The organism is Brevibacillus aydinogluensis, from assembly GCF_961514395.1.
Taxonomy (GTDB): domain Bacteria; phylum Bacillota; class Bacilli; order Brevibacillales; family Brevibacillaceae; genus Brevibacillus; species Brevibacillus aydinogluensis.
Window position 1 is genome coordinate 689,255 of record NZ_OY569118.1, and the last position, 19,612, is coordinate 708,866.

General features: G+C 59.4%; 16 protein-coding genes and 1 riboswitch. Of the genes, 9 read left to right on the top strand and 7 right to left on the bottom strand.

Annotated features, from left to right (window positions below; all coding sequences use genetic code 11):
• Window positions 1-14: 14 nt before the first annotated feature.
• Window positions 15-1,319 carry a glutamate-5-semialdehyde dehydrogenase gene (locus Q7F15_RS03300; protein ID WP_304415101.1) on the bottom strand — a complete coding sequence of 435 codons (1,305 nt, stop codon included), beginning with the start codon at window positions 1,317-1,319 and terminating at the stop codon, window positions 15-17.
• A gap of 41 nt (window positions 1,320-1,360) precedes the next feature.
• Window positions 1,361-2,488 (bottom strand): glutamate 5-kinase, encoded by a 1,128-nt coding sequence (gene proB / locus Q7F15_RS03305; protein WP_304415102.1) that lies wholly within the window; start codon window positions 2,486-2,488, stop codon window positions 1,361-1,363.
• Window positions 2,489-3,090: 602 nt separating this feature from the next.
• Between proB and Q7F15_RS03310 the strand changes: the two genes are divergently transcribed.
• From Q7F15_RS03310 to Q7F15_RS03340, 7 genes are all read left to right on the top strand, one after another.
• Window positions 3,091-3,504 (top strand): hypothetical protein, encoded by a 414-nt coding sequence (locus tag Q7F15_RS03310; protein WP_171566822.1) that lies wholly within the window; start codon window positions 3,091-3,093, stop codon window positions 3,502-3,504.
• A gap of 138 nt (window positions 3,505-3,642) precedes the next feature.
• Window positions 3,643-4,368, top strand: a complete 726-nt coding sequence (locus Q7F15_RS03315) for an ABC transporter ATP-binding protein (protein WP_212132873.1) — start codon at window positions 3,643-3,645, stop codon at window positions 4,366-4,368.
• Window positions 4,361-6,025: a putative ABC transporter permease subunit gene (locus tag Q7F15_RS03320; protein ID WP_230077389.1), complete on the top strand. Its 1,665-nt coding sequence runs from the start codon at window positions 4,361-4,363 to the stop codon at window positions 6,023-6,025. Before Q7F15_RS03315 ends, Q7F15_RS03320 begins: the two co-directional genes overlap by 8 nt.
• A gap of 399 nt (window positions 6,026-6,424) precedes the next feature.
• Window positions 6,425-7,537 carry an S-layer homology domain-containing protein gene (locus tag Q7F15_RS03325; protein ID WP_171566825.1) on the top strand — a complete coding sequence of 371 codons (1,113 nt, stop codon included), beginning with the start codon at window positions 6,425-6,427 and terminating at the stop codon, window positions 7,535-7,537.
• A gap of 393 nt (window positions 7,538-7,930) precedes the next feature.
• Window positions 7,931-10,339: a 3-hydroxyacyl-CoA dehydrogenase/enoyl-CoA hydratase family protein gene (locus Q7F15_RS03330; RefSeq protein ID WP_212132870.1), complete on the top strand. Its 2,409-nt coding sequence runs from the start codon at window positions 7,931-7,933 to the stop codon at window positions 10,337-10,339.
• A 14-nt stretch (window positions 10,340-10,353) separates the two neighbouring features.
• Window positions 10,354-11,532, top strand: a complete 1,179-nt coding sequence (locus Q7F15_RS03335) for an acetyl-CoA C-acetyltransferase (protein WP_304415103.1) — start codon at window positions 10,354-10,356, stop codon at window positions 11,530-11,532.
• Window positions 11,533-11,575: 43 nt separating this feature from the next.
• Window positions 11,576-13,354 (top strand): acyl-CoA dehydrogenase FadE, encoded by a 1,779-nt coding sequence (locus Q7F15_RS03340; RefSeq protein ID WP_171566828.1) that lies wholly within the window; start codon window positions 11,576-11,578, stop codon window positions 13,352-13,354.
• A 61-nt stretch (window positions 13,355-13,415) separates the two neighbouring features.
• Here the strand turns inward: Q7F15_RS03340 and Q7F15_RS03345 are convergent, their stop codons facing one another.
• The 5 genes from Q7F15_RS03345 to Q7F15_RS03365 form a co-directional block, all read right to left on the bottom strand.
• Entirely contained in the window at window positions 13,416-13,928 is a 513-nt protein-coding gene (locus tag Q7F15_RS03345) for a 1,2-dihydroxy-3-keto-5-methylthiopentene dioxygenase (RefSeq protein ID WP_171566829.1), read from the bottom strand.
• Window positions 13,929-13,958: 30 nt separating this feature from the next.
• Window positions 13,959-14,615, bottom strand: a complete 657-nt coding sequence (locus Q7F15_RS03350) for a methylthioribulose 1-phosphate dehydratase (RefSeq protein WP_171566830.1) — start codon at window positions 14,613-14,615, stop codon at window positions 13,959-13,961.
• On the bottom strand, window positions 14,612-15,289 hold the full coding sequence (locus Q7F15_RS03355) for a 2-hydroxy-3-keto-5-methylthiopentenyl-1-phosphate phosphatase (protein ID WP_171566831.1): 678 nt from the start codon (window positions 15,287-15,289) through the stop codon (window positions 14,612-14,614). The genes Q7F15_RS03350 and Q7F15_RS03355 overlap by 4 nt, the downstream gene beginning before the upstream one ends.
• A complete protein-coding gene (locus Q7F15_RS03360; protein WP_171566832.1) occupies window positions 15,286-16,500 on the bottom strand; it encodes a 2,3-diketo-5-methylthiopentyl-1-phosphate enolase in 1,215 nt (404 codons plus the stop codon). Before Q7F15_RS03360 ends, Q7F15_RS03355 begins: the two co-directional genes overlap by 4 nt.
• Window positions 16,501-16,648: 148 nt before the next feature.
• A riboswitch (SAM riboswitch) is annotated at window positions 16,649-16,763 on the bottom strand.
• A gap of 166 nt (window positions 16,764-16,929) precedes the next feature.
• Window positions 16,930-17,736 carry a hypothetical protein gene (locus Q7F15_RS03365; protein WP_304415104.1) on the bottom strand — a complete coding sequence of 269 codons (807 nt, stop codon included), beginning with the start codon at window positions 17,734-17,736 and terminating at the stop codon, window positions 16,930-16,932.
• 133 nt (window positions 17,737-17,869) lie between these two features.
• Here Q7F15_RS03365 and Q7F15_RS03370 point away from each other — a divergent pair, with 133 nt between their 5' ends.
• Together Q7F15_RS03370 and Q7F15_RS03375 are read left to right on the top strand one after the other, a co-directional pair.
• Window positions 17,870-18,385, top strand: a complete 516-nt coding sequence (locus Q7F15_RS03370; protein WP_230077387.1) for an RNA polymerase sigma factor — start codon at window positions 17,870-17,872, stop codon at window positions 18,383-18,385.
• A complete protein-coding gene (locus Q7F15_RS03375) occupies window positions 18,357-19,538 on the top strand; it encodes an anti sigma factor C-terminal domain-containing protein (RefSeq protein WP_438286232.1) in 1,182 nt (393 codons plus the stop codon). Before Q7F15_RS03370 ends, Q7F15_RS03375 begins: the two co-directional genes overlap by 29 nt.
• Window positions 19,539-19,612 lie beyond the last annotated feature (74 nt).

Consider the following 19,612-nt stretch of genomic DNA (forward strand, 5'->3'; position numbering starts at 1 on the left):
GCATTCTCCTTCCGTTAGCGAATCTGTCCGCTGCCGCGCACGACGTACTTGCTGGACGTAAGCGCGGGCAGGCCCATCGGACCGCGGGCGTGCAGCTTTTGCGTGCTGATGCCGATCTCCGCGCCAAAGCCGAATTCCCCGCCGTCCGTAAAGCGGGTGGACGCGTTGTGGTAGACGGCGGCCGCATCGACGGCGGCGAGAAACCGTTCCGCTCGCGCGGCGTCCTGCGCCACGATCGCTTCAGAGTGGCCGGTGCCGTGGCGGGAGATATGGTCCAGTGCGTCGTCCATGCTGTCTACCGTGCGCACGGCCAGGATCAAGCCAAGGTATTCCGCATCCCAGTCCGCCGGCGTGGCGGGTACGAGCCGGTCCGCCAGCTCCGGATGGAGCCGCCGCGTCTCCTCGCAGGCGCGCAGTTCGATGCCGGCCTCCATAAGACGGGCCAACAGGTCGCGCCGGTGCGCTTCAGGCCAGGCGCGGTGCAGGAGCAGGGTTTCGGCCGCGTTGCAGACGGCAGGGCGGCTCGTTTTGGCGTTGAGGGTGATCGTTTCCGCCATGGCGTACTCGGCGGTTCGGTCGATGTAGATGTGGCAGTTGCCCACGCCCGTCTCCAGCACCGGGACGGTGGAGGTGCGCAGCACACGGCTGATCAGCGAGGCGCCGCCGCGCGGAATGACGACGTCGATCAAGCCGTTGGCCGTGCACAAGAGATCGACCGATTCGTGTGCGTCATAGGGCAGGTACTGCACGGCCTCTGCCGGCAGCCCGCTGTCCGCCAGAGCGGCGCGGATGCTGTGCGTCAGGGCGAGGTTGCTTTCCCGGGCACTGCGGCTGCCGCGCAGGACGATCGCATTGCCTGTCTTGAGCGCAATCGCCGCGGCGTCCACGGTGACGTTTGGCCGGGCCTCGTAGACCATGCCGATCACGCCCAGCGGGACCCGCACCTGCTGAATCACCAGACCGTTTGGCCGGGTCCATTGGGCTGTCACTTCGCCCACCGGATCGTTCAGCGCGACCAGTTGGCCAAGCCCTTCGACCAGATCGCGCAGCCGATCCGGCGTCAGGCGCAGCCGGTCCAGATAGGCAGCCGGTTGACCGTCCGCTTCCGCACGGGCCATATCCCGCTCGTTGGCGGCGAGGATGGCTGCTTTGTCAGCCAGCAGACGTTCGCCGATTGCCTTTAGGGCGCGGTCCTTTTCCGGGCGGGACAGCAAGGCCAGGTGCCGCGACGCCTGTTTGGCCAGGCGGATCTGTTCGTACACGCGTTCCTTCAGGTTTTGCTCCATGTGTGGTTTTTTCTCAGTTTGGCTCTTCTCCACATTCCTCATCTCCTTTAACGCGAGGGAATCCCCCGCCTGCTTCACGTTCTCTCGCTGCCGCCGATTGCCGCAAAGCACGCTGCTTCCGTCCATTGGTCGCGGTGGATGACGATGCCTTTCGGCGGACTGGCGGCAGAGAGCTTTGCCCGCAGCTCGGCGGCGCTCCAGCGGCTGACGCCGCGACCGATCATTTGGCCGTCGCAGTACACCTCGATCACCTCGCCGGAGGCAAACGCGCCATCCACGTCCCGCACGCCGGCCAAAAGCAGGCTGCGCTGGTGTAGCAGCACAGCTTCGGCGGCGCCGTGGTCCACGCTGATCCGCCCGCGGACGGGGGAGTGAAGCGCGATCCACTGCTTGCGGGTCGGCAGCGCGTGGCCGGCGGGCGATTCGGGACGGAAGCCGACGTAGGTGCCGCTGCCGCTGCCATCCAGCACGTCAAGCAGGTCGGACGGCTGCGCCAGGCGGCCGATAAAGCTGGGAACGCCCAACTGCCGGGCAGTCTTGGCGGCAATCAGCTTGGAGCGCATCCCGCCTGTGCCCAATCGGGAGGCTCCGCCAGCCAGCGCCTCCACTTCGTCGGTGACGGCGGACAGATAGGGAATGCGGACCGCGTCCGCGTGGGTGCGCGGGTCCTTGTCGTACAGCCCGTCGGTATCCGTCAGGATCAGGTACAGGTCGGCGTGTACCAGACCGGCGACCAGCGCGCCCAGCATGTCGTTGTCGCCAAAGGTCAGCTCCGCCACGGAGACGGTGTCATTTTCGTTGATGATCGGCAGGACGTTTTTCTCCAGCAGCAGAGACAGCGTCTGAAAGGCGTGCTGATAGCGTTCGCGGTTGGAAAAGTCGCCCCGGGTCAAGAGGATTTGCGCCACGGTGCAGCCGTATGCGGCGAACAGTTCGGTGTAGGTTTGCATCAGGAGGCTTTGCCCGATGGCCGCAGCTGCCTGTTTGGCCGCCAGCGTGCGGGGACGCTGTTGGTACCCCAGCTTCCGAAAGCCGCTCGCCACCGCTCCCGAGGAGACGAGCACGACCTGATGGCCGGCGTCTCTAAGACGGCTGACGGCCGATACGAGCAGGGACATTTTCGCCGGATCGCACCCGCCGCCCGGCGCCGCCAGCGAACTGCTGCCCACTTTTACCACCAGCCGCATTTTTCCCTTCTTCATCGTGTAACCCTCCTCATTCCAGCAACAAAAAAGCAAAAAACCCTTTCATCCCACACATAAGGACGAAAGGGTATCTCTCTTCCGCGGTACCACCTTATTTAACGGTATGCAGGCGTAAAGCACGAGGCGTTGTCCTCGTGTTCAGCCGCCAAACCGTTCGGCTCTCTTTCTTTGATAACAGGTGAAAGAAACCTGTCCAGGTCATCCCTGGCCGCTCAGGGGTGGGTTCAAACCGGTTCATGGGCGAAATCTCTCAGCCGCTGAATCTCGCTCTCTGTACCTGAAGGGCGGTTTTACTGATCCCCGTCATCGCCATAGGCTATACACTTTTGTTCAATCGCGTTTGTTAATTCATAATTATTCGCGTGGGCCTGTGCAAATGTCAAGGGGGTTTGCGCACATATTTTTTTCGCATGTCCGGATTACGGCTGCCGCTCCCGACACCGTCTGACTCGTGATTGCGCTTATGTTTCCCGCGAAAAACAGCGCGCAAACACGGTGCGGCAAAACGATGTGAGCTGGTTGCGAGATAGGGGTTGTTTCCGTGGAGAAATTATGGCTATCATGGAATGAGGTTGAAAAACAGTTGAGGTGGAATAGGCATGTTCGGTTTTGGGAAAAAGGAAAAAAAGATGGACGGCATCGATGTATTGCTGATTAAGACGGAAGAATCGCAACTTCGCGACATCTACATGGTCGCGTTTCCCAGCATGTATGCCAATGACATTGTCAGCATGCTGCAAAAGCTGGAAAAATCGCCGCTGAACAATCGGGAATACCTGGGGGAACTGGGCGGATTCCGCATCATGATCCACCTGGAGGCCATGACCCGATATGAGGTGCTGGACGATGCGGACATGGAGGCGCATCCGCTGCAAATCAGCGACTTTGCCAACTTTCTGCTGCGCCGTCTGGAGACGCTGGAGGCAAACGGCCAGCTGCCTGAATCGGAAGACGTGGCGTTCTTCATGGGCGAGCTGACCATGCTTCGCGACGGAAGTTTTATCCCGCAGTAACACGCAAGCCGGCATTCTTGCCGGCTCTTTTCTCAGGCGCAGGAGAACCGCAGGCGGCAGGGGAGATACGAAACTCATTATCGGCTGGTTCGTATTACGTGTAAGTACGACGCACTTCCCGGCAAAAGGAGGACGACCATGATCGAACTCGTGGACGTGAGCAAGAGCTACGGCGGTACTGTCAAGGCGGTTGACCGCCTCACCCTGACCGTTCCCCGCGGGGAAATTTTCGGTTTTCTCGGGCCAAACGGGGCGGGCAAGACAACGACGATCAAGATGATTACCGGCATCGTCCGGCCGGACGAGGGAACCATCCGGGTGAACGGCCGAGATATCGGGACCGAACCGCTGGAGGCCAAGCGGCAGTTCGGTTATGTGCCGGACAGTCCCGACTTGTTTTTGCGCCTGAAAGGGCTGGAATACGTCACCTTTATGGCCGACATGTACGGAGTGCCGCAGGACGTGCGCAAGGAGCGGATCGCCCGGCTGGCCGAACGGTTTGACATGACCGACGCCCTCTCTGATCCGATTCAGAGTTATTCGCACGGCATGAGGCAAAAAATCGTAATCATGGGGGCCCTCGTCCACCATCCGGAAGTCTGGATTCTCGACGAACCGCTGACCGGGCTGGACCCAAAATCAGCGTTCACCCTGAAGGAAATGATGCGGGAACACGCTGACAGCGGCCGGACCGTGTTTTTCTCCACACACGTGCTGGAAGTGGCGGAGAAGCTGTGTGACCGCGTCGCCATCATCAACAAGGGCGAGATTCTGTTCTGCGGCACGTTCAAGGAGATGCAAGAGCACTTCCGCTCCAGCGAATCGCTGGAACGGCTGTTCCTGGAGCTGACGAAGCATGAATAGGACCTGGAAGTTGACCAAGGTGTTGATGAAAAACGGCAGCGGCCTTTTGAGCGGGAAGCGGGGGAATTGGTGGAAAAATGCGCTGATTATCCTGCTGTTGGCTGTCGCCTTTTTTCCGATGATATCCGGATACGTGATGGGGGTCATGGGCCTGTACGACGGACTGGCGGCGAGCGGGCAGCAGAGCGCGCTCTTGGGGATGGGGATGGCAATTGCCAGTATGGGCATCCTGATTTTCGCCCTTTTTTACGTTCTGACTGTATACTACTACTCGCAGGACGTGGAGCACCTGCTGCCCCTGCCGCTCAAGCCGTCCGACATTCTCGGGGCAAAGTTCCTCGTCACGCTGGTGTACGAGTACGTGCCGACCGCGTTTTTGCTGCTGCCGCTGCTGATTACGTACGGGGTGAAAAGTGGCGCCGGACCGCTCTACTACCTGTACGCGGCCGTCGTCTTTTTGACGCTGCCGGTCATTCCGCTGGTCATCGCCTCGCTGGTGGCCATGCTGTTCATGCGGGTGACAAGCGTGGGGAAAAGCAGGGACCGGCTCCGCCTGATCAGCGGCGTAATCGGGATCGCGGCCGTGATTGGCGTTCAAGTTGCCATCAATCGGAACAACGCAGGGGAACACAGCTTCGAGCAGTTGGCACAAATGCTGATCTCGGATAATAACGCCCTGCTTTCGCTGGTCACCCGACTGTTCCCGAACACCAGGCTGGGGGCGTTGGCGCTTGTCGAGTCGGGAGCTCTCGCCGGCCTATGGTACCTGCTCGCCTTTGTGCTGGTGTCGGCGGTGTTTGCCGCGGGCTTTGTCATGCTGGGAGACCGCTTGTACCTGAAGGGTGTCATGGGGATCTCCGAGACGGCGGCCAGGCGCAGGCGTGTCAGCGGGGATGAGTTTGACAAGCTGACCGGACGAAGGTCGCCTGTGCTGGCGTTCGCCAGCAAGGAATGGAAGGTGCTGCTGCGCACCCCTGCCTTTTTCCTCAACTGCGTCCTGTCCTGCTTCTTGTTTCCCTTGCTGGTGTTCATTCCCGTGCTCAGCCGCCCGGACGGGTTTGAAACAGTGGGCGAGTGGGGGCAGTTTCTCCAGAAAGACGCCTTTGCCGGAATTGGCGTGGCGGTCTTGTTTGTGCTCGCCATTTTCATGACGGTCATGAACAGCGTCTCCGCCACGGCCTTCTCGCGCGACGGGCAGTCCTTTTTCGTCAACAAGTACCTGCCTGTTTCTTACGTGCAGATCATCGCGGCCAAAGTGGTGCCGGGCACGATACTGGGCATCATCAGCATGCTGCTGCTGTGTGCCGTCCTCGGGCTGGTGTTTCATCCGCCGCTGCAATTTCTCGTGATCGCGTTGCTTGCCAGCCTGCCGGGCATCGTGTTCCTCAACCTGATCGGGATCATGATAGACCTCAGGATGCCCAAACTGGACTGGGATTCAGAGCAGAAGGCGGTCAAGCAGAACTGGAACACGCTGTTCTCGTTGGCGGCCGTGGTGGTCATCGCAGCGCCAACGCTGTACCTGGTGTTCCAGGTGACGCCGTCGCTGTACGGCATCAGCCTGTTGCTGTTTGGCTTGTTTGCCGTCTTCGACCTGGTGCTCTGGCGGGTGCTGGTGACCAAAGGACCAGAATGGATGGAGAAGATCAAGTCGTAAGAAAAAGTGCATGGCAAGGAGAAATGGGGCAAAGAAAGCCAAGCGGGCCCCATCACTCATGTGCCGCGGACTTTGTCTGCACGCTGAACCGGAGGAGTCATTCCTTCGGTTTTTTGCTTGGCCTAGTGCGGCACAGGGAGCGGAAAGACGCACGACACAGAGCTTAAAAACTGGATGATGTTTCCTGAATGCAGGATGATCGGACTATTGGGTCAGGCGGAGAGCTTGTGCATCCCATCCTAAATTTTTTAAGCTATCTTTACAAAGGTGGGAACTGTTGGTATTTTTTTCTCATAACTTAGCAGCGGTTGGGCGGTAAAACAGGCAGTTTTTCCCGGAAATCATCTGTACAAATCATACCATTCGACGCAAATTCACTTGGAGAGGAAAGGAGAAATCATGTTCAAGAGAAGTCTTTTGTGGGTACTCATGGTTTGCCTGTTGTTCCAGGTCGTCATCGTGCCCTGCGCAAACGCCGAAACCGCGTACGACGACGTCAAGGGGCACTGGGCCAGCGAGCAGATTCAGTTCTTGACCGAACGGGGCATATACAAGGGAAACGGCACGCGCCATTTTTACCCGGACAAGCCAATTACCCGCGGCGAGGCGCTGGTGCTGGCGAACCGCGTCTTTGAAGCCGTCTACGGACCGTTGGCTGCTCCCGAGCAGAAGGCTTACCTCGATTACAGGTATCCGCTCCGAAAAGAAATCGAAGCGATGACGGCCAACCTGCAGGTGCTGCTGGACGTCCAGACAGGCTTTGTCAACGAATACCGGCCGGGTGACAAGATTCTCTATTATCTCCATCTGGTTTCGCAGGGGCAGTTGATGAAAACACCGCAGAAAGAACTGGTCGACTGGTGGGTGCCGACCCAGTTCCTGCAGTATCCGCTTTCGCGGGAAGAAGCCAGCATGATCTTCTTTCACCTGCTCGCCCCGTACAAGTTGAGAACCATGAATGCAAAGTCGCAGGATGTCGCCTCGTTTTTCGCCGGGTACCAAGGATGGAAACAGCCAAGCTATTATCCTGATACTGCTTCGCCTTATGCGGGAGCGATTCGCGAATTCCATCTGTTCAACGAAACGCGCCTGTTTAACCCGTACAAAAACATGACACGCGCAGAGTTTGCGACCGTACTGAAGCGCCTGTACGATTTTTACACGGAAGACGCCGCCAAACAGTTCCGGGAATCGCAAAATCGGCAGCAAACAGCGGTGAACATGCTGCTGACCGCCGCCAACTATGCGCACCAAACCAAGAATGAGAAATGGCTGGACGCGTATCTGAGCAAGTCTGCGCAGGAGAGCATCGACAAAATCGGCGTGCCGCTGCATGACTATCGCGTGACGCTCACGCTGCGCAAGGATGACACCGACAAGAACAAGCTGTGGGTCACGGCAGCTTACGTAGACAGCAAAGTGGGCAAATACGAGCTGGAGTACCTGCTGGAACCGGATGACGGAAATCCGTTTGGCCGCAAGGTGATGTCGATCAACATCATCCATAAGTAACGGCATAAACGGCAGGGGCGGCTGCGTCTTTGCTGCCTGTACGTGGCCGCCTGCCCTGTCCTTGGCTGTTGCGGCGGGAAAACTTCCGGGAAGGGGAGAGAGCGAATAAGCAGCAAATGAAGATTGCAACCGCTCTCCTTTTCGTTTACAATAAAACTGAGCGATCATTCAGTCGCGTCTGAATCGCCAAACATCTCACAGGTGCGAGGGCTTATACGGTGGGGTGTTTTTTTACACCAGCAAAATGAATGAGCATTCATTCAAGGGGTGACATGTGCGGCGAAAAAAAGGAATACGTTTGAACAGGTAGAAATCCTTCGTGAAAAACTCTGCAAGTTCAGACTGTTTTGCCTTTTTCGCAGGACCCCATTTCTTTAGTGAGGAGGGTAATGGATGGAACGCAACATCTACAAAGCGGCCGTGCTCGGTTCCGGCGTGATGGGAGCAAGCATCGCCGCTCATCTGGCCAACGTCGGCATCCCCGTTTACCTGCTGGACATCGTGCCGCGAGAGTTGACAGAGGACGAGAGAAAGAAAGGACTGACGCTGGCTGATCCCGTCGTCCGCAACCGCATCGCCCAGTCCGGCAAGGACCGGCTGCTGAAAGAAAAACCGGCTCCGCTCTACGACAAGGCGAACCTGGACCTGATCACTGTCGGCAACATGGAAGACCACCTGTCCTATCTCGGCGAGGCTGACTGGATCATCGAGGCGGTCGTGGAAAACCTCGACGTAAAGAAAAAGGTGTTTGAACTGGTCGAGGCGCACCGCAGGCCGGGCACCATCGTCTCCTCCAATACGTCGGGCGTTTCCATCAACGAGATATGCGCGGGACGTTCCGACGAGTTTCGCAAGCATTTCCTGGGCACGCACTTTTTTAATCCGCCCCGTTATCTGAAACTTCTTGAGATTATTCCCGGAAACGACACGGACCCGGCGATTGTCGACTACATGATGCACTTTGGCGAATTCGTGCTGGGCAAAGGAACGGTGCTCTGCAAGGACACCCCCAACTTCATCGCCAACCGCATCGGGACGTTCGGCCTGCAGGTCTCGATCCAGGAGATGATGCGGCTCGGACTGGGCATCGACGAGGTAGACGCGCTGACGGGTCCGGTGATCGGTCGTCCGAAAAGCGCCACCTTCCGCACGCTGGACGTGGTCGGGCTGGACACGTATGTGCACGTGGCCAACAACGTGAAAAACAAGACCGCGGATGACGCGGAAAAAGCGATCTTCGAAGTGCCGTCCCTGGTGCTGCAGTTGGTGGAAAAGGGCTGGCTCGGCCAAAAGGCAGGTCAGGGCTTCTTCAAGCAGGTAAAGACGGAGAATGGCAAAGAGATTCTCGTACTCGACTACAACACGCTGGAATACCGTCCGCGCGTCAAGGCGAAGTTTCCGTCGCTGGAGGCGGCCAAGACGGCGAAGACGCTGCCGGAAAAGCTGAAAGCGCTTGTGTACGGCAAGGACAAGGGGAGCGAGTTTCTCTGGAGCGTCTTCAAGAAGGTGCTGCTCTACTCGGCGGCCAAGGCGTACGAAATCGCCGACGACATCGTGGCTGTCGACCGGGCGATGAAATGGGGCTTCGGCTGGGAACTGGGACCATTTGAGACCTGGGACGCGATCGGTGTGGAAAAATCGGTGGCCCGCATGCGCGAAGAGGGCGAGACAATCCCGGCGCTGGTGGAGGAACTGCTGGCGAGCGGCAAGACCTCGTTCTATCAGAAACAGGACGGGCGTGTGGCTGTATTTGCCGTCGGCGGCCGCTACAAGGACGTCGAGGAAAAGAAAGAGCAGATCAACCTGGCGGCACTCAAGGAACAGGGCCGGCTGATCAGGAAAAACGCGGGTGCCGCGCTGGTGGACCTGGGCGACGGTGTGGCCTGCCTGGAGTTTACCTCTCCGCACAACGCGCTGGGCATGGATGTGCTGCAGATGGCGGCCTTCGCCGTGGAAGAGGTGCAGCGCAACTTCCTCGGACTGGTGATCGGCAATCAGGGCAAAAACTTCTGTGTCGGCATGAACCTGGCTCTGGCCTTGATGGAGGCGCAGGACGAAAACTGGTTTGAACTGGACATGTTGGTCAGACAGTTTCACAAGGTGGGGAACGCGCTGCGCACCATGCACCGTCCGGTCGTAGCGGCGCCGTTCGGCATGACGCTCGGCGGCGGTGTGGAAGTCTGCTTCCTGGCCGACCGCGTGCAGGCGGCCGCCGAGACCTACATGGGGCTGGTGGAAGTGGGCGTAGGCCTCTTGCCCGGCGGCGGCGGCACCAAGGAGATGCTGTTCCGGGCGATGGAACAAGTACCGGAAGGCGGCACCGTGCCGGTTGATCCATTCCCGTTCGTGGCCCGTGCGTTCGAGACGATTGCCATGGCCAAAGTCTCTACCAGCGGGAAGGAAGCGATCAATCTGGGCTACCTGCGCCCGAGCGACCGGATCAGCATCAATCAGGATCACCTCCTCTACGACGCCAAGCAGCTCGTGTTGACGATGGTCAAGGAGGGGTATACACCGCAGCGGCCGCGCAAGATTCGCGTCATCGGCGAGTCGGGGTATGCCACCCTGCGGCAAAGCATCTATTCGATGAAAAAGAGCGGCTACATCAGCGATCACGACGAACTGATCGCCAGCAAGATCGCCTACGTCATGTCCGGCGGCAGCGTGCCGGCCGGCACCGAGGTGACGGAATCCTACATCCTGGAGCTGGAGCGGCAGGCGTTCCTCGAGCTGATCAAGACGCCCAAGACGCAGCAGCGCATGCAGCACATGCTGATGAAAAACAAGCCATTGCGTAACTAGGGAGGGGGAAAGACATGAGAGAAGCAGTGATCGTCGCCGGCGCCCGCACCGCGGTGGGAAAAGCGAAGCGAGGCAGCCTGAAGGACGTGCATCCCGTCGACATGGGGGCTGCGGTCGTGAGCAACCTGTTGCGCCGCGTCCCCGAGCTTAATCCGGCCGAGATCGAGGACGTGATCATGGGGACGGCCGTACCGGAAGCCGAGCAGGGGATGAACATGGCCCGCCTGATCGGCCTGCGCGCCGGATTGCCGACCAACGTTCCCGGCATTACCGTCAACCGCTTTTGCTCGTCCGGCCTGCAGACCATCGCCTACGCCGCCCAGCAGATTATCGCCGGCGGGGCTGACGTGATCGTGGCCGGCGGGGTGGAGAGCATGAGCCTGCTGCCGATGGCCGGCCACAAGGTGGCGCTCAATCCGACGCTGATGGAGACAATGCCGGAAGCGTACATGAGCATGGGGCACACAGCCGAGGAAGTGGCAAAGCGCTACGGCGTCAGCCGCGAAGACCAGGACGCGTTTGCGCTGCAAAGCCATCAGCGGGCTGCAGCCGCCATCGCCGCCGGCAAGTTCCGGGACGAGATTGTGCCGCTGACCGTCAAGCAGCACCGCGTGGACGATGACGGCAAGCTGCACGTCACGGAGCGCGTCTTTGACACGGACGAGGGCGTGCGGGCTGACACCTCGCTGGAAGCGCTGGCCAAGCTGAAGCCGGTGTTCCACGTGCAGGGCACGGTCACGGCAGGCAACTCTTCGCAGACGAGCGACGGCGCAGCCGCCGTACTGGTGATGTCGGCGGAAAAGGCGGACAGTCTGGGCGTTCGCCCGATCGCCAGATTCCGCTCGTTTACGGTGGGCGGCGTCGATCCCGACGTGATGGGGATCGGTCCGGTAGTCGCCATTCCAAAAGCGCTGAAAATGGCTGGATTGAGCCTGGCCGATGTGGACCTGTTTGAGCTGAACGAGGCGTTTGCCTCCCAGTCACTCGCCGTCATCCGCGAACTGGGCCTCGACCCGGCAAAAGTAAACGTCAACGGCGGTGCGATTGCCCTGGGCCATCCGCTGGGCTGCACCGGGGCGAAGCTGACCGTTTCCCTGTTGAATGAGTTGAAGCGGCGCGGCGGCAAGTACGGCGTCGTGACGATGTGCATTGGCGGCGGCATGGGGGCCGCCGGCGTGTTCGAAATGCTGTAGGCACGGAGAAACACCACATTTTATAAAAAGGGAGAGGGATTTGATGGCTGAAACGAAAGATCTGATTCGCGGCGGCAGCTTTCTGATCAATGCCGGTTCGCCGGACGACGTGTTTGTGCTGGAGGAAATCACCGACGAGCAAAAACTGATCGCGCAGACGACAGAGGATTTCATCAACAATGAAGTGCGTCCGCATATGGAAGAGCTGGAACAGCAAAACTTTGAGCTGTCCGTATCGCTGCTGAAAAAAGCGGGGGAACTGGGCCTCCTGGCTGCCGACGTGCCGGAGAAGTACGGCGGTGTCAGCCTGGATAAGATCAGTTCCGCTCTGATCGGCGAAAAATTTGCGCTGGGGCGCGGGTTTGCGATTACGTTTGGGGCGCACGTCGGCATTGGTTCTCTGCCGATCGTGTACTTCGGCACGGAAGAGCAAAAGCAGCGCTACTTGCCCGATCTCGCCACCGGAAAGCGGATTGCCGCGTACTGCCTGACGGAACCGGGCTCCGGTTCGGACGCGCTCGGCGCCAAAACGACAGCCAAATTGTCCGAAGACGGCACGCATTACGTGTTGAACGGGACCAAGCAGTTCATCACAAACGCCGGTTTTGCCGATATCTTCATCGTTTATGCGAAAATTGACGGGGAACACTTCTCCGCGTTCATCGTGGAGCGCGACTTCCCGGGGGTATCGGTCGGCGCCGAAGAGAAGAAAATGGGCATCAAGTGCTCCTCGACCCGTCCGCTCATTCTCGAAGACGCCCGCGTGCCGGTGGAAAACCTGCTGGGCGAGCCGGGAAGAGGGCATGTGATCGCGTTCAACATCTTGAACGTCGGTCGCTACAAACTGGCTGTCGGCGCGGTTGGCTCGGCGAAACACGCCCTGCATCTGGCGACCACCTACGCCAAGGAGCGCAAACAGTTCAAAACGCCGATCGCCAACTTCTCCATCATCAAGAACAAATTGGGCACCATGGCGGCAAAAATCTACGCCGCGGAATCCTTGGTGTACCGCACGGTCGGCCTGTTCGATGCCGCCCTCTCCGCTCTTGGCGAAAAGGCGGAGGACGGCCGTGAAGTGGCCAAGGCCATCGCCGAATACGCGATCGAATGCTCCATCAACAAGGTATTTGCTTCGGAAGTGCTGGATTACTGCGTGGACGAAGGCGTACAGATCCACGGCGGATACGGCTATATCCAGGAATACGAGATCGAGGGCATGTACCGCGATTCGCGCATCAACCGGATTTTTGAAGGTACGAACGAAATCAACCGCCTGCTGATCCCCGACATGCTGGTGAAAAAGGCGATGAAAGGGGAACTGCCGCTGATGCAGGCAGCCGCCGGCCTGCAGGAAGAGCTGATGAGCTACTATCCGGAAGAAATCGAGGAAGCGCCGCTGGCGGCAGAAAAACACCTGATCGAGATGACCCGCAAGATCATCCTGATGGTGGCCGGTTCCGCGCTGATGAAGTACCAGCAGGCGATTGCCAAGGAGCAGGAACTCCTGGCGCTGGCCGCCGACATGCTGATCGAGCTGTACGCGATGGACAGCGTCGTGAAGCGGACGGAAAAGGCAATCGAGAAAAACGGCGTGGAAAACGAGCGGCAAAAGCTGGATCTCGCCACCCTGTATGTACACGAAGCGTTTGACCGGATCGAGGGCTGGGCAAAAGAGGCGCTGGCGGCGATGGAAGAGGGCGACGAACTGCGCATGCGCCTGTCCATCCTGAAAAAGCTGACCCGCCGGACGCCGATCAACACCGTCCACCTGAAACGGGCCATCGCCGACCGCGTTATCGAAGCGGACGGATACGTGCTGTAACGGGTGAAATGAACAGAAGCCGAGGGGATGTCCCTCGGCTTCGTTTTTTTTCGTTTTCGGATTAGTAGATGGCTTCCCAGCCGGCCGGAGTGACGAACAGGCGGATCGCCTTGATCTTGCGGTCGTCCATCAGCGTGAAGTAGTGGCGGGAGTAGGACGGGACGGAGATCAGGTCGCCCGGCTCCATTTCCACGTCAAAGTAGCGGCCGTCCTTGCCTTTGATCGCAAAGATGCCGTGGCCGTCCACGCAGAAGCGGCACTCGTCGTCGGTGTGATGATGTTCTGCTTTAAATTTGACCAGCAGTTCATCCAGGTTGGGCGTCTGATCGGACAGGACGACGATGTCGGCCGTGAGATAGCCGCGCCGCTTGCTGATGTCCTCGATTTCCGGGCGGAACGCGTCGAGAATCTGCTGCTTTTCCTCGTCGGTCAGGTTGTAGTTGTCGCGCAGATTGGCATCCAGGCGGTCTACTCCCCAGTGCTCATAGATGATTTCTTGGGATTGCAGGAATTTAGAAACTTCCTCCGGTGCCGTAATGTACTCGTTGTTGTCGTGAAACCGTACTTTTGCCATGATGCAATACCTCCTTTAATGATTTTCAATTTATTGAGGGTGTGTGAGGGACACGGCGGTCTGGCGAAGCTGCAGCCAGCGCACGTGGTACTCAAACAGGAACTCAAACGACTCCAGGTGGCGCTTCGCCTCGAAGTCGTTGGCACCCCAGGCGTAGATGCCGTGGTTGCGGATCAGCACGCCGGGGACATCAGGTGTGATCACTTTTTCGATCGCAGCTGCCAGTGTCGGAATGTGGGCAAAATTCTCGACAATCGGAATGGTAATGCGCGCGTTTTCTTCCCAGATGCCCAGTCCCTTGATCAGCTCCTGCCCCTGAATGGAAAAGGCGCGCTGCCCGAAGTAGAGTTCGGACACGAGGTTGTTCCACACGGTGTGCACGTGGAAGCAGGCGCCCGCCTGCGGAATGCGCTTGTAGACCACGGCGTGGATCAGCGTTTCCGCCGAGGGCTTGAGCGTCGTCGGTTCGACCGGGCGGGACTCCCCGTCGACCACCAGGTAGTCTTCCGGGGAGAGCTTGGTCTTGTCTTTTCCACTGGCCGTCACGGCAAACTGCAGCGGGTCATCAGAGAGCTTGATCGAAAGATTGCCGCTGGTGCCGGGAAACCAATCGCGGCGGGCAAACGTCAGCTTCGCTTCGTCCAGCCGGCGAAACGCGTCTGCGCGTTGTTCCAGAGTCACTGTCATGGTGAGCCGACCTCCTGTTTGGTACGTAAATCTTTTACAATGTCGATGACGTCGTGGAAGGTGGCAAACGTCCGATGCGCAAGGCCCAGTTCCGCACATTTTTGCGCCAGCAGCGAACGGGCGATGACGAAATCGGCAATCTTGGCGCCCGCCAGATCGGTGACGGAATCGCCGATGACCACGCGGAAGTGGCGGTCCGGGTCGTATCTCCGGATGATCGACGTCTTGCACATGCCGCAGTCGTTGTCACAGTGTTCGTCGCAGCGGTGCGGCCACGTGATGGTGATGTGCTCGCCGCTGAAATCGCTGCCGTTGCAGTAGATGGGCACGTTCAGCTCAAACGGGGCGAGGATCGGCTCCACGAAAAAGTCGATGCCGCCGCTGGTGATCAACAGTTCGATGCCTTCGTCCCGGCAAAAGCGGACAAATTCGGCAAAGCCGGGACGGATCACCGCATCCTCGACGATGAAGTCGACAATCTCCTGCTTAAGCGAGGAAGGGAGGAGCTGAAACAGCCTGCCCACGCCTTCGCGTATGCTCACCTGCTGGGAGAGGATTTGTTCCGTCAGCGCCTCCCACTGCGGGGGAGCAAAGCGGCGCATGATGGCGACGATGTTGTCCTTTTCCGTAATGGTGCCGTCAAAGTCGCAGAACAGCACGAGCGATTTGCTCATCGTCCGCCCCCCCATTTCTCCAGGGCTGCCGCCAGCTCCGGCGACTCGGCTGCCGCGTCGGCAAGCGAACGTCCGGCGACGACCGCGTCAATCGCGGCGACAAACGCGCGTCCGCCTGCGGTCGCCCCGCCGGGATGGCCGTGGATGCCGCCGCCCGCATTGACCACCTGATCCTGTCCAAAATCTTCGTACAGTTGGGGCACCAGGCCGGGATGAATGCCTGCAGACGGGACCGGGAAGGCGCGCCGCAAGCCGTTCAGGGGAGCGGTCAGATGCTCGGCCAGCTGCAGGGCTTCCGTCTTGTCCAGAGCCACGCTGCCGTATGGCGACGGGAAGAGCACCAGGTCGGCGCCGGCGATCCGCATCAGTTTGCCCAAGAGCAGCGGCGTGGCGATGCCGTAGTCGGGCGACGGGTAGAATGCGCCTGCCAGTGCCGGATGGGCCATGATCGGCACGTGGACGTCCGGGTCGGCACTCAGGCGGTGCAGGGCGTCAAAGCCGAACGCCAGCACGTTGAACAGCAGGCAGTCCGCGCCAGCCTCCACGGCCCGCTTGGCCCGCTCGTTCAACTCGTGCACCGGACCGGTCAGATTGGCAGCGTAGAGGACAGGTTTGCCGGTCTGTGCTTCCGTTTCCGCGGCAATCTGTTTAAACGCCTTGATCCGTTCCAGAAACGGGGCGCGGTCATCGGCGAAAAAGATTTCATCGTCCTTGACCAAGTCCACGCCGCCCAGCGCCTGCGCGCGGAACTGGGCTTTCAGATCGTCAAACGGCATACCCAGGCAGGACTTGAAAATGCTCATCAGCAGCGGGCGGTCATGCACGCCGAGCCGTTTGCGCAGACCATCGATGCCGAAACGGGGACCAGGAAAGCCGTTGAGAAACGCTTCCGGGAACTGCACGTCGATCAGCTTGATCTTGCCGTCCATGGAGAGCTTGCCGAAGATGCCGGTCAGCAGCGACGGGATGTCGGCGGTAAAGTTGCGCACCGGGTAGCTGACGGTGATCAGACCGCGCGTTTCCCCGTTTTCCAGCGTCTCCAGCGGTTGAGCGTCCACCGCTTCGCCCAGGTACGGTTTCAGTTCCGCCTGTTTGGCGGCGGGCAGGTCAGTCCAGGTGCCGACGGTCATCCCGACGGCGATCCCCTCTGCTTTTTTGCGCAGGTCTTTCGCTTGTGTCAGATAGGTGACGAGGATGCGTTGTTCGTTCATGGATGGGATGATCCTCCTTGTGCTGTGCCCTCCCGGCTTGCGGGCGGGATTGCCGCCGTGCTGTGGACGAGCCGGACAGGGCCGCTGTGTTCCAACAAAAAACCTCCCCATGGAGGAGGGGAGGCGGTTGTCGTTCAGTCAGCGTCTCCTCTCATCTTTCGGAAAACATTTCCGCAGGATTTAGCACCGTTACGCCCCCAGACGGGAAAGCGCCGGTTGCCGGGCATCATAGGGCCAGTCCCTCAGCCAGCTCGTGATAAGAGTGTGAATCGTCTGCTATGCGGTTTTGCTTGGCAGTTACCCCCATGATATGACGTTCCTTGCAGGGAGTCAACCCTTGATCGGTGGAAATGTGCAGGCTGTTGTCACGCTGCAGGGAGCCGGGCCTGGCGTTGTCCGGCCGGTAGTAAATCCGGCCCTGGCGCCGATTCAGTGCTGGATGTGTACGTTATGGAGAAGGAGCCACAGTTCAGATGTTTCGTCCACCACCCACCAGAAAAAGGCATCGCGTGCAAAGGCGCATCGGTGTGCAGGCGGAGCGGCGGCCAGATAGGCGCGTATGTCGTCCAGCGGTATGTGATCCCTGCTGGTGTCGGCAAAGGGAAACACGTAGTCAGCAGCAGGCTTTCTGTCCGGTCCGTCAATTGGCACGACCCCCAGCCCGTCGATGGTCGGAATCCAGCCAGCGGATCGGCGCTGGATCTCCAGGTCGTTCAGATACCGCATGACGTCGGGAATCGGTTCGAGGCCCAGGTCTGTCTGCATGTGATGCAAAACGGTCTGGCGGCACGTAACGAAGTTTCGTAACTGCGGGTCTGTTGCCTCTTCATGCCTGCTTTCTGCGAGATCGGCCCAATACCGCTCCCATTGCCGGGGTGTGCGGACGGACACCAGACTGCCAAGTTCGCCGGCGGATCCGATCGTCACCACCAGGCGGAAAAAGTCTTCCAGATTACGTGCGATAATGCGCAAAGGTGGGTCGTCCGTCGGGCTGACACAAACAATCGAGGCCTCTTCCAGATCTGTGATGCGGCCGAAATCGGTCAAAAAGCCGTAATGAATGCCGTCGCAGCCGGTCTCGGCAAAGACGTGCATGTCGGGCGGCGTAATCGTGTAGCGGAAGGAATTGTCTGCAAACCGGAAATGGATATACTCCAGCGGTCTGTCCAGTCCTTCCCGTATCAGTTTCTGCTCCAATGCCCGCATGTGCTCCAGCAGGTCGATGCCATACCCCATCAAATCGCCCCTTGGACACCGTGTTATAATACCCCTTATTTTACCATAAACCTCAATATTTTGAAAAAATGCTGCGGCGCGGTGGAACTTTTCCTCGCCATGTGCGTGGATAGGAGTGAAAGGGTGTGAATCCGTGGAAAAGGTCGGACTGGAAGACGTGTACCGCTTGTACGTCAACGACATATACCGCTACCTCTGCCGATTGACCGTTGACCGGGTGCAGGCGGAAGACCTGACGCAGGAGACCTTTTTTCGGGCGTATCAATACCTGGATGACTATCGTGGGGAAAAGGTGCGCCCCTGGCTGTACAAGGCGGCCTACCACACGTTTGTGGACTGGCATCGGAGGCGGAAGAAGCGTCCGTGGCGATTGGTGGAGAAGATTCCGGAACAGCCGGACGGGGCGGCGGCGGACCCGGTGCGGACGCTGCTGAGCCAAGAGGCGTGGTCATCGCTGCGGACGTGCCTGGACCGGCTGCCGGAGAAGCAAAAACAGGTGATCCTGCTGCATTACGAACAGCTCAGCTACGCGGAAATCGCCGAGGTGCTGGGCATCGACACGGGGGACGTAAAGCGCTCATTGTTTCGCGGGCGGCAAAAATTACGCAGAATGTGGAGGGATGAACTTGACGACGGACAAGGCAAATGAGGATCGGGAACGGGAACTGCTGGCATATCTGCGCGGTGAAATGACGAAGGAAGAAGCTGCCTCTTTCCGTGCGAGGATTGCAGCGGACGAACTGTATGCGGAACGCTTGGAGGAGCTTTTGCTGGGCAGCGGCGGAGAGGAGGAGAGAGAAACGGACGTGCTGTCCGAAGAGACGCAGCGCGCCATCCTCCGCCGCAGCAAATGGCGCCACAGGCTCGGCAACGCGGCTTACACGGTGGCCATCTCGCTTCTCGTCGGGGCCGTCCTGATCTTCACCAACGGGTGGATCGGCTGGTATTTGTACGAGGACGCCTACCGGGTGGCCCGGGACATGGTGCACTTTACCCAGCCGGGGCTCACGGTGGGCAGCAGCGGTTCGCAAATCGGATTTCTGTACGGGGAGATAACCATGGAACTGCGTGAACAGGTGGGGAGAGACGATCAGAACGCCGGAACCTTTTCGATCAGCCACGTCTTCTCGATCATTTCCGCGAAGCCGGCATGGACCGACGGTTTGCGGAAAGAGCGGCTCTTTTTTCTCTTTCCGTTGTCAGCGGACGATCGGGAAGAAAGCGCCATCCGCAGAAATCCTGCCTGGAACACGCTGGAAAAGCTGCCGGAGGGAACGGTGGCGCAGCTCGCCGTCTCGTTTGACCGGCTGCTGACCCATGATGAGTACTACGCCCTTTTTTCCGGCTACGACTTGGATACCACCTGGTTCGCCGTGGACACGGGGCAGGAGCGAAACCATCCGGACGCGGCGGAAGGCAGTCTGCTGCTGTCGGCCGGTGACGTGTGGGGATACGCGGAAAGAGAACTCGATTACGGCGAAGCACCGATTCAGGCACATGGCGAAGGTGAGCGGCGCGCCCGGGCGTACCTGGCGGAAATGGAGTATCTCGCGGGACAGGAACGGCTGACGAACGCCATTGGCGAGCGGCTTGTGACCGCCCGAAACCGGCTGCGTATCGAGGAACGCTGCCGCTACCTGCAGCAGAACGGTGTGCGCCTCTACGGGGCGGTCGTGACGGGCCCTGTCAAGGAACTGCTAAAGCTGCGGCAGGAGCCGTCGATCACGGCTGCCTTCGTGGGCCGGATCGACTGGTGGAACTGGGACCGGCCGAGTGCTTCGGGCCAGCGAACCAGTCCGTGAAGACTGGACAATTCGCCCAAAAAAGGGTGTTGACAGCGAGAAGACGGGGTTGTATGATTCAAACAAACGTCAAA

Coding starts and splice junctions, on each gene's coding strand:
- Q7F15_RS03355 (WP_171566831.1), bottom strand. CDS start 15,289: ATGAGCAAATCGCTCGTGCTGTTCTGCGACTTTGACGGCACCATTACG.
- proB (WP_304415102.1), bottom strand. CDS start 2,488: ATGAAGAAGGGAAAAATGCGGCTGGTGGTAAAAGTGGGCAGCAGTTCG.
- Q7F15_RS03360 (WP_171566832.1), bottom strand. CDS start 16,500: ATGAACGAACAACGCATCCTCGTCACCTATCTGACACAAGCGAAAGAC.
- Q7F15_RS03345 (WP_171566829.1), bottom strand. CDS start 13,928: ATGGCAAAAGTACGGTTTCACGACAACAACGAGTACATTACGGCACCG.
- Q7F15_RS03310 (WP_171566822.1), top strand. CDS start 3,091: ATGTTCGGTTTTGGGAAAAAGGAAAAAAAGATGGACGGCATCGATGTA.
- Q7F15_RS03375 (WP_438286232.1), top strand. CDS start 18,357: ATGAACTTGACGACGGACAAGGCAAATGAGGATCGGGAACGGGAACTG.
- Q7F15_RS03330 (WP_212132870.1), top strand. CDS start 7,931: ATGGAACGCAACATCTACAAAGCGGCCGTGCTCGGTTCCGGCGTGATG.
- Q7F15_RS03335 (WP_304415103.1), top strand. CDS start 10,354: ATGAGAGAAGCAGTGATCGTCGCCGGCGCCCGCACCGCGGTGGGAAAA.
- Q7F15_RS03320 (WP_230077389.1), top strand. CDS start 4,361: ATGAATAGGACCTGGAAGTTGACCAAGGTGTTGATGAAAAACGGCAGC.
- Q7F15_RS03325 (WP_171566825.1), top strand. CDS start 6,425: ATGTTCAAGAGAAGTCTTTTGTGGGTACTCATGGTTTGCCTGTTGTTC.
- Q7F15_RS03340 (WP_171566828.1), top strand. CDS start 11,576: ATGGCTGAAACGAAAGATCTGATTCGCGGCGGCAGCTTTCTGATCAAT.
- Q7F15_RS03315 (WP_212132873.1), top strand. CDS start 3,643: ATGATCGAACTCGTGGACGTGAGCAAGAGCTACGGCGGTACTGTCAAG.
- Q7F15_RS03350 (WP_171566830.1), bottom strand. CDS start 14,615: ATGACAGTGACTCTGGAACAACGCGCAGACGCGTTTCGCCGGCTGGAC.
- Q7F15_RS03365 (WP_304415104.1), bottom strand. CDS start 17,736: ATGGGGTATGGCATCGACCTGCTGGAGCACATGCGGGCATTGGAGCAG.